This window comes from Bartonella sp. AP150HLJHH (genome assembly GCF_042196385.1).
Classification (GTDB): domain Bacteria; phylum Pseudomonadota; class Alphaproteobacteria; order Rhizobiales; family Rhizobiaceae; genus Bartonella.
The window spans coordinates 1-6,383 of the sequence record NZ_JBHIQC010000048.1; the positions used below are offsets into that span (position 1 = coordinate 1).

The 6,383-nt window shown below is 39.2% G+C and carries 10 protein-coding genes and 3 pseudogenes; all 13 read left to right on the plus strand.

What is annotated here, in order from left to right; genetic code table 11:
* A pseudogene (locus tag ACFING_RS08955) lies at positions 1-609 on the plus strand (transporter); the annotation flags it as partial.
* Positions 606-1,370: a type IV secretion system protein gene (locus ACFING_RS08960; protein WP_375630562.1), complete on the plus strand. Its 765-nt coding sequence runs from the start codon at positions 606-608 to the stop codon at positions 1,368-1,370. The pseudogene ACFING_RS08955 and the gene ACFING_RS08960, both read left to right, overlap by 4 nt.
* A 24-nt stretch (positions 1,371-1,394) precedes the next feature.
* Positions 1,395-1,661: an EexN family lipoprotein gene (locus ACFING_RS08965; RefSeq protein ID WP_375630564.1), complete on the plus strand. Its 267-nt coding sequence runs from the start codon at positions 1,395-1,397 to the stop codon at positions 1,659-1,661.
* Positions 1,661-1,972: pseudogene (locus ACFING_RS08970) on the plus strand (EexN family lipoprotein); the annotation flags it as partial. The gene ACFING_RS08965 and the pseudogene ACFING_RS08970, both read left to right, overlap by 1 nt.
* A 137-nt stretch (positions 1,973-2,109) precedes the next feature.
* Positions 2,110-2,490, plus strand: a complete 381-nt coding sequence (locus tag ACFING_RS08975; protein ID WP_375630566.1) for an EexN family lipoprotein — start codon at positions 2,110-2,112, stop codon at positions 2,488-2,490.
* Positions 2,490-2,894, plus strand: coding sequence for an EexN family lipoprotein (locus ACFING_RS08980; RefSeq protein WP_375630567.1), 405 nt, complete (start codon positions 2,490-2,492; stop codon positions 2,892-2,894). The genes ACFING_RS08975 and ACFING_RS08980 overlap by 1 nt, the downstream gene beginning before the upstream one ends.
* A 283-nt stretch (positions 2,895-3,177) precedes the next feature.
* A complete protein-coding gene (locus ACFING_RS08985) occupies positions 3,178-3,552 on the plus strand; it encodes an EexN family lipoprotein (RefSeq protein ID WP_375630568.1) in 375 nt (124 codons plus the stop codon).
* A 26-nt stretch (positions 3,553-3,578) separates the two neighbouring features.
* Positions 3,579-3,782 carry a hypothetical protein gene (locus ACFING_RS08990; protein ID WP_375630570.1) on the plus strand — a complete coding sequence of 68 codons (204 nt, stop codon included), beginning with the start codon at positions 3,579-3,581 and terminating at the stop codon, positions 3,780-3,782.
* Between the two features lie 65 nt (positions 3,783-3,847).
* Entirely contained in the window at positions 3,848-4,228 is a 381-nt protein-coding gene (locus tag ACFING_RS08995; RefSeq protein ID WP_375630572.1) for an EexN family lipoprotein, read from the plus strand.
* A gap of 46 nt (positions 4,229-4,274) precedes the next feature.
* On the plus strand, positions 4,275-5,213 hold the full coding sequence (locus ACFING_RS09000; protein WP_375630574.1) for a type IV secretion system protein: 939 nt from the start codon (positions 4,275-4,277) through the stop codon (positions 5,211-5,213).
* A 6-nt stretch (positions 5,214-5,219) separates the two neighbouring features.
* Entirely contained in the window at positions 5,220-5,507 is a 288-nt protein-coding gene (locus ACFING_RS09005) for a type IV secretion protein VblB7 (RefSeq protein WP_375630576.1), read from the plus strand.
* Complete coding sequence (locus ACFING_RS09010) at positions 5,504-6,175, plus strand: virB8 family protein (RefSeq protein ID WP_375613221.1); 672 nt, start codon at positions 5,504-5,506, stop codon at positions 6,173-6,175. The genes ACFING_RS09005 and ACFING_RS09010 overlap by 4 nt, the downstream gene beginning before the upstream one ends.
* A gap of 2 nt (positions 6,176-6,177) precedes the next feature.
* A pseudogene (locus tag ACFING_RS09015) lies at positions 6,178-6,383 on the plus strand (P-type conjugative transfer protein VirB9); the annotation flags it as partial.

A 6,383-nucleotide genomic window follows, 5' to 3' on the forward strand; every position in this document is an offset into this window, starting at 1 on the left:
GATGACGACATTGGCATTGATGCAAAATTTATTGGTTATGACATGACGGATTTTTTAGACAATAATGAAATTCGTCCCCCATTAATGATGTATCTTTTTCATAGGATTTTGTCTCTGATTGATGGGCGTCGTATTATCATTGTCATTGATGAATTTTGGAAAGCCTTAGAGGATGATTCCTTTAAAGCCTTTGCGCAAGACAGGCTGAAAACTATCCGTAAACAAAATGGTTTGATGTTGTTTGCAACGCAATCTCCCAAAGATGCGATCAATTCGACCATTGCCCACACCATTATAGAGCAATGCCCCACACAGATTTATTTTCCCAATCAAAAGGGCAATCATGGGGATTATGTAGAAGGTTTTAAATTATCGGACAGAGAATTTAACCTGATACAATCAGAATTAAGCCGTGAGTCACGGCGTTTTCTCATCAAACAAGGACAAAGTTCAGTTGTAGCAGAACTGAATTTACGGGGCTTTGATGATGAAATAGCCATTTTAAGTGGCACCACCAAGAATATTGAACTCCTAGAGACCATTATGGATGAAGTTGGACAATCTCCAGAAAAATGGCTTCCTATTTTTCAAGAAAGGTCAAAGCAATGAAAAAACTTTTATTGGCAACAGCTCTTTGCGCAATTTCTTTTGGTTTAACAACCAATTCATTTGGTTTTGGCGGTATTGTATTTGATCCCAAGGCTTTTGGACAAATGATTAAACAAGTTCAACAAGGCCAACAACAGCTTAACAAGTTGCAAGAACAAATTCAACAAGGTGCACAACAGCTTGAGCAATTAAAGAGCCAACTCGATCAAGCGAAACAGTTATATAACTCCTTAAATGTCAAGCCTGACATTTCGGGATTGAAAGAGATGTTTAACAAGCAAGGGAGCAGTGGCGCCCTTCCTTCAGACTTTAACCACTTTCAACAATCAATGGGCGGCGGTGGCGGTGGCGGCAGCAAAAACACGCAAAAATGGCAAGAAGAACTTAAATACAAAGAGCCCGCGGGGGGTGCTGGATCAAAAGAGGCAGTGGATGCTTTTTACGCAGAGGAAGTGAAAAAAGCCGAACAGCGCGTAGTAGGACAAGCAGCCAAAGGACAAGACGTCTACGAAGAAGCCAGTGAAACACAAAAAAACATTACCAAGCTTCTTGACGAACTTGGAAGTACTGAAGATGCGGGTAAAATTCAAGGCATTCAAGCACAACTAGAAGCGATACAAGCAAAACTCCAAACACAAGTTCTCCAAATGCAAGCCGCCGCGATGATTCAACAAGCAGAAGAAAAAGCGGCAGAAAGACGTGAAATGGAAGAATTTAAAGCACGATACAAAGCTTTGGCCCAAAAACTGCGTGGTCAATAAAGAGTAAAAAAGAGGGGCTTGAATATGAACAAGATCATCATAACAACATTGCTACTTTGCACAGGGCTGATCACGGCTGGTTGTGAAAAAACCTATAGCGTAGAAGAACTTAAAAAAAATAAAAAACTGATGGAAGAAGTATTAGTGAAATGTTTGACGTCAGGGGATTTGAATTCGAAAAATTGTAAAAATGCAGAGCAAGCTGAATTTGAAACCCGTAAAAATTGGAGAGGCTTTGGCTCGACAAATGACGATAAACAAGAATCTGAAAAGAAACAGGACAATAAATAATGAATAAAGTTCTCATAACAACATTGCTACTTTGCACAGGGCTCATCACAGCTGGATGTGAAAAAACCTATAGCGTAGCAGAATTTAAAAAAGATAAAAAATTATTTGAAGAATGGGCTGTGAGATGTGGATGGTCAGGAACTTCAAAAAATTGTGAAAATGTAAGAGTAGCCGATCACGAACTTGCGGCAGAACGCAGGAAAAAGGCTGAAGAAGAAAACCGTAAACGTAGAGAAGAATGGGAAAAAAAGCAAAAAGAAGAAGAAGCTAAAAGAAAAGCTGAACATGAAAAATGGAAAGCAGAACAAGAAGCAAAGCGACGCGCTGAAGAAGAACGAATTGAAAAATGGGAAGCTGAAGCTGAAAAACGGAGAATTAAAGAAGACGCTGAATGGCGAGCTAGAATTAAAGAGGATCAGAAAAGAATAGATAAGATCTGGAGCACGCCATGAAGAAAATCGTCATCACCACACTGCTACTTTGCACAGGGCTCATCACAGCTGGATGTGAAAAAACCCATAGCGTCGCAGAATTTAAAAAAGATGAAAAATTACGCTTAGAGTGGGATGCGAAATGTGGATTCGCAGGAACTTCAAAGAATTGTGAAAACATGCGGTTAGCATTTTTAGAACTTCAAAAAGAATATGAAGCAAAAGCAGCAGAAAGAAGTCGTAAAGCAGCAGAGGAGTATAGGAAAGGTATAGATGAACTTATAGCTGAACAAAAAGCTAAACATGAAAAATGGAAAGCTGAACAAAAAGCAAAAGAACAAGCCAAGAGAGAAGCAGAAGAGCGCGCTAAAGCTAAACAACAACAGGACAATAAATAATGAATAAAGTTCTCATAACAACATTGCTACTTGGCACTGGAATTATCGCTGCTGGTTGTGAAAAAACCTATAGCGTAGCAGAATTTAAAAAAGATAAAAATTTACGCTTAGAGTGGGATGCTAGATGTGGATTTGCAGGAACTTCAAAGAATTGTGAAAACATGCGGTTAGCATTTTTAGAACTTCAGAAAGAATATGAAGCAAAAGAAGCAGAAAGAAGTCGTAAAATTGCAGAAGAAAATCGCAAAAGATATGAAGAATTTATGGCGAAACAAAAAGCCAGACTTGAAAAAAGGGAGGCTGAGACTCAAAAAATACTCGAAAAACAAAGAGCGGAAACACGCGCTGAAGAAGAACGAAGAGCAAAAGAGCGCGCGGCAAAAGAACAACAAAATAACCATTAAAACATAATGAAGAGCGGAGCATCTAAATGGCAATAGTAACCAAAGGCATATTTTCTTATATCGACAATATGTTGATGGAGCCCCTTACAAAAACAATGGATAACATCTATTGCGCTTTAGCTGCTCAACTTAAAGAGCCTTACCAACTATACAATAGATTTATAGCAACATTATGTCCGTGCCCTAGATTTATCATCACTGGTTATAAAAACCGATAACACAAGCATAATTTAAAGATTGTGCTCAAAACTTGTAAAACTGAAAGGAAAAAGGGGAAATATTGATGAATAAAGTTCTCATAACAACATTGCTACTTGGCACTGGAATTATCGCTGCTGGCTGTGAAAAAACTTATAGCGTCGCTGAATTTAAAAAAGATGAAAAATTACGCCTAGAATGGGATGCTAAATGTGGATTCGCAGGAACTTCAAAAAATTGTGAAAACATGCGGTTAGCATTTTTAGAACTTCAGAAAGAATATGAAGCAAAAGCAGCAGAAAGAGAGCGTGAAGATGATGAAAAGTTTCAAAAAATGATTAGAGATTCCGAAGCTGAAATGAGAGCCAGAATTAAAAAAATGAGAGAAGAGAATCAAAAATTCCTTGCTGAACAAAAAGCAAAAGAGCGCGCGGCAGAAGAACAACAAAATAACCATTAAGACATAATGAAGAGCGGAGCATCTCAATGGCAATAGAAACCAACGGTGTATTTACTGACATAGATGATACTGTAATGGAATCCCTTGCAGAGGCAATGGATAGCACCATTACACATCGCTATTGCGCTTTAGCTGCTCAACTTAAAGAGTTTTGTACATTCTATAATATATTTATGGCAACATTATGTCCGTGCCCTAGATTTATCATCACTGGTTATAAAAACCGATAACACAAGCAGAATTTAAAGATTGTGCTCAAAACTTGTAAAACTGAAAGGAAAAAGGGGAAATATTGATGAATAAAGTTCTCATAACAACATTGCTACTTTGCACAGGGCTCATCACAGCTGGATGTGAAAAAACCTATAGCGTAGCAGAATTTAAAAAAGATAAAAATTTACGCTTAGAGTGGGATGCTAAATGTGGATTTGCAGGGACTTCAAAAAACTGTGAAAACATGCGGTTAGCATTTTTAGAACTTGAAAAAGAATATAAAGCACAAGCTGAAGAAAGAAGTCGTAAAGCAGCAGAGGAACGGAAAAAAAGTATGGATGAACTTTGGGCTGAACAAAAAGCTAGACAAGAAAAATGGGAAGCTGAATTTGAAGCAAAACAACGGGCTAAAGCCGAACGAGAAGCGAAAGAAAAAGCTGAACAGAAACAAGATAATAATTGAATTATAAATGATCATATTTGCAAACATTGAATAGAATGGACGTGCAATGGCATTTGAAAATATAACCGTATTTACTGATATGAATAGCTTTGTAACGAAGACTCTTGAAGAAATGATGAATAACACTATTAAGCATCTTTCGTCGGGGTTAAGTGCTCCGCTTAAAGCGTCTTGTACAATCTACGTTATATTTATGGGCTACAATATCATCTATGGGCGTTCTTCCACGCCCTTATGGGAGTTTATAGCGACAGCCTTCAAACTGGGTATCATAGTTGCTCTCGCTACAAACGCTGCTCTTTATAATGAATGGGTTAGGGATATATTTTTTAATGATCTGCCGAATGCCATTGCAAATGTCACACAAGGTGCAGCACACTCGGATCAAAATGTATGGGACAATATGTTAAGACAAGCGGGGGCACACGTTTTTGACGCATCAGAGAAGTATACAGGATGGACTGAAGCGGGTAAGTTTCTTGTCACATGGCTTGCTGGTTTTTTCTGTTTAGTAAATGCCGTGTTACTGGCTACAATTGGTTTTATCGTCTCGATGTTTGCTAAACTGGGTTTGTTTCTTGTCCTATCAATAGGACCACTGTTTATAAGCCTCTCTATGTTTTCAGCAACCAGAAAATTTACAGAAGCATGGTTGGGACAAGTTTTAAATTTCATCCTTTTGCAGGTATTAGTCGTGCTGCTTGGTGGTCTGTATATCCAATTTTCAATAAAAATTTTCTCAGAAACACTTGAAGATATAATGCTTTCCTTAGTTAACTTCTCGTCTGTTAGTATTTGTGGTTGTTACCTTTTCACCAAACTCCCTGATGTCGCATCAGCTTTAGCCTCTGGGGCTGTTTCTTTCACAAGTGCAATAACGGGAACGCAACGTGCTGGGAAAGAAGCTTTTCGCGCTGCTAAAGCAACAGCCAACACGATAGCAAAGGGCGTTAAAAAATTAGCATCACTATTAGCAAAGGCCTAAGTTCAAATGCGGAAATTTAAAAAAATTGGGATTATCTTACCATTTCTCTTTCTCAGTGGCTGTATGTCTTCACCAAACACACTGAAGTCACTCCCAAAGTGTGATGGATATTCTAAACGTCCACTCAACAGATCAATGTGGAATTGGGAAGGGAAAAAACCCACGCCCACGCCCATTATCATCAGTAACAACACCCCTTCACCCCTAAAAGAAGGGAAGCTGGAAATGCTTCTGGCACAAAAATTAACGGATGAAGAAATAAAATCCTACAAAAATTGCGGGCAAAAAGCATGAAAGAAAAAGATATAGAACAATACATTGCTGAAGCACGCTCGTTCGATCAAGATCGCATGCTCGCCTCACGCCGCACCACCCGCGTCTCGCTTGCCATTGCCGGCATCGCCGTTGCTGTTGCAATACTGTCTTCTCTCGCGGTCATCACCCTCACACCCCTTAAAACCGTGGAACCTTTTGTCATCCGTGTAGACAATTCAACCGGCATCACCGAAGTTGTGGAAGCCTTAAAAGAAGGTCCCACCAATGTCGACGAAGCAATCACACGCTACTTTGCTGCAAAATATGTCCGCTCCCGTGAAGGCTTCACCACAGAAGAAACACAACACAACTTCCAAACCGTCTCCCTCCTCTCTTCTTCTGAAGAACAGGAAAGATTTGCCAGCTGGTATGGAGCAAGAAATCCCCAAAGTCCTCAAATTCTCTATAAACACGCCGCTGTTACAATAACAATAAAATCAATCTCCTTTATCAATGACGATGTTGCCCAAGTGCGTTACTACAGAACCATTCACGACAACGACAACAACAAAGAATTCATCACCCACTGGGTTGCAACACTTACCTTTGAATACATCAATGCCCCTATCTCTGTCCAAAACCGTTTGATAAATCCTCTAGGGTTTATTGTTAGTGAATATAGAACCGATCCGGAAGTGGTCAACTGATCATGACAAAAAAAATTCTTTTTCTCATTCTTAACATCGCTATTACCCTTTCTTTAACGCCTAGCCATGCCAGTATTTTTCCCACCCGTGCGCCAAGCGATAGCCGCATTCGCTTTATCAACTATGATGCCTATAATGTCACAAAAATTATTGGCTCCATACGCTCATCGGTACAAATAGAATTTTCTCCCAATGAAGAAATTGCCCA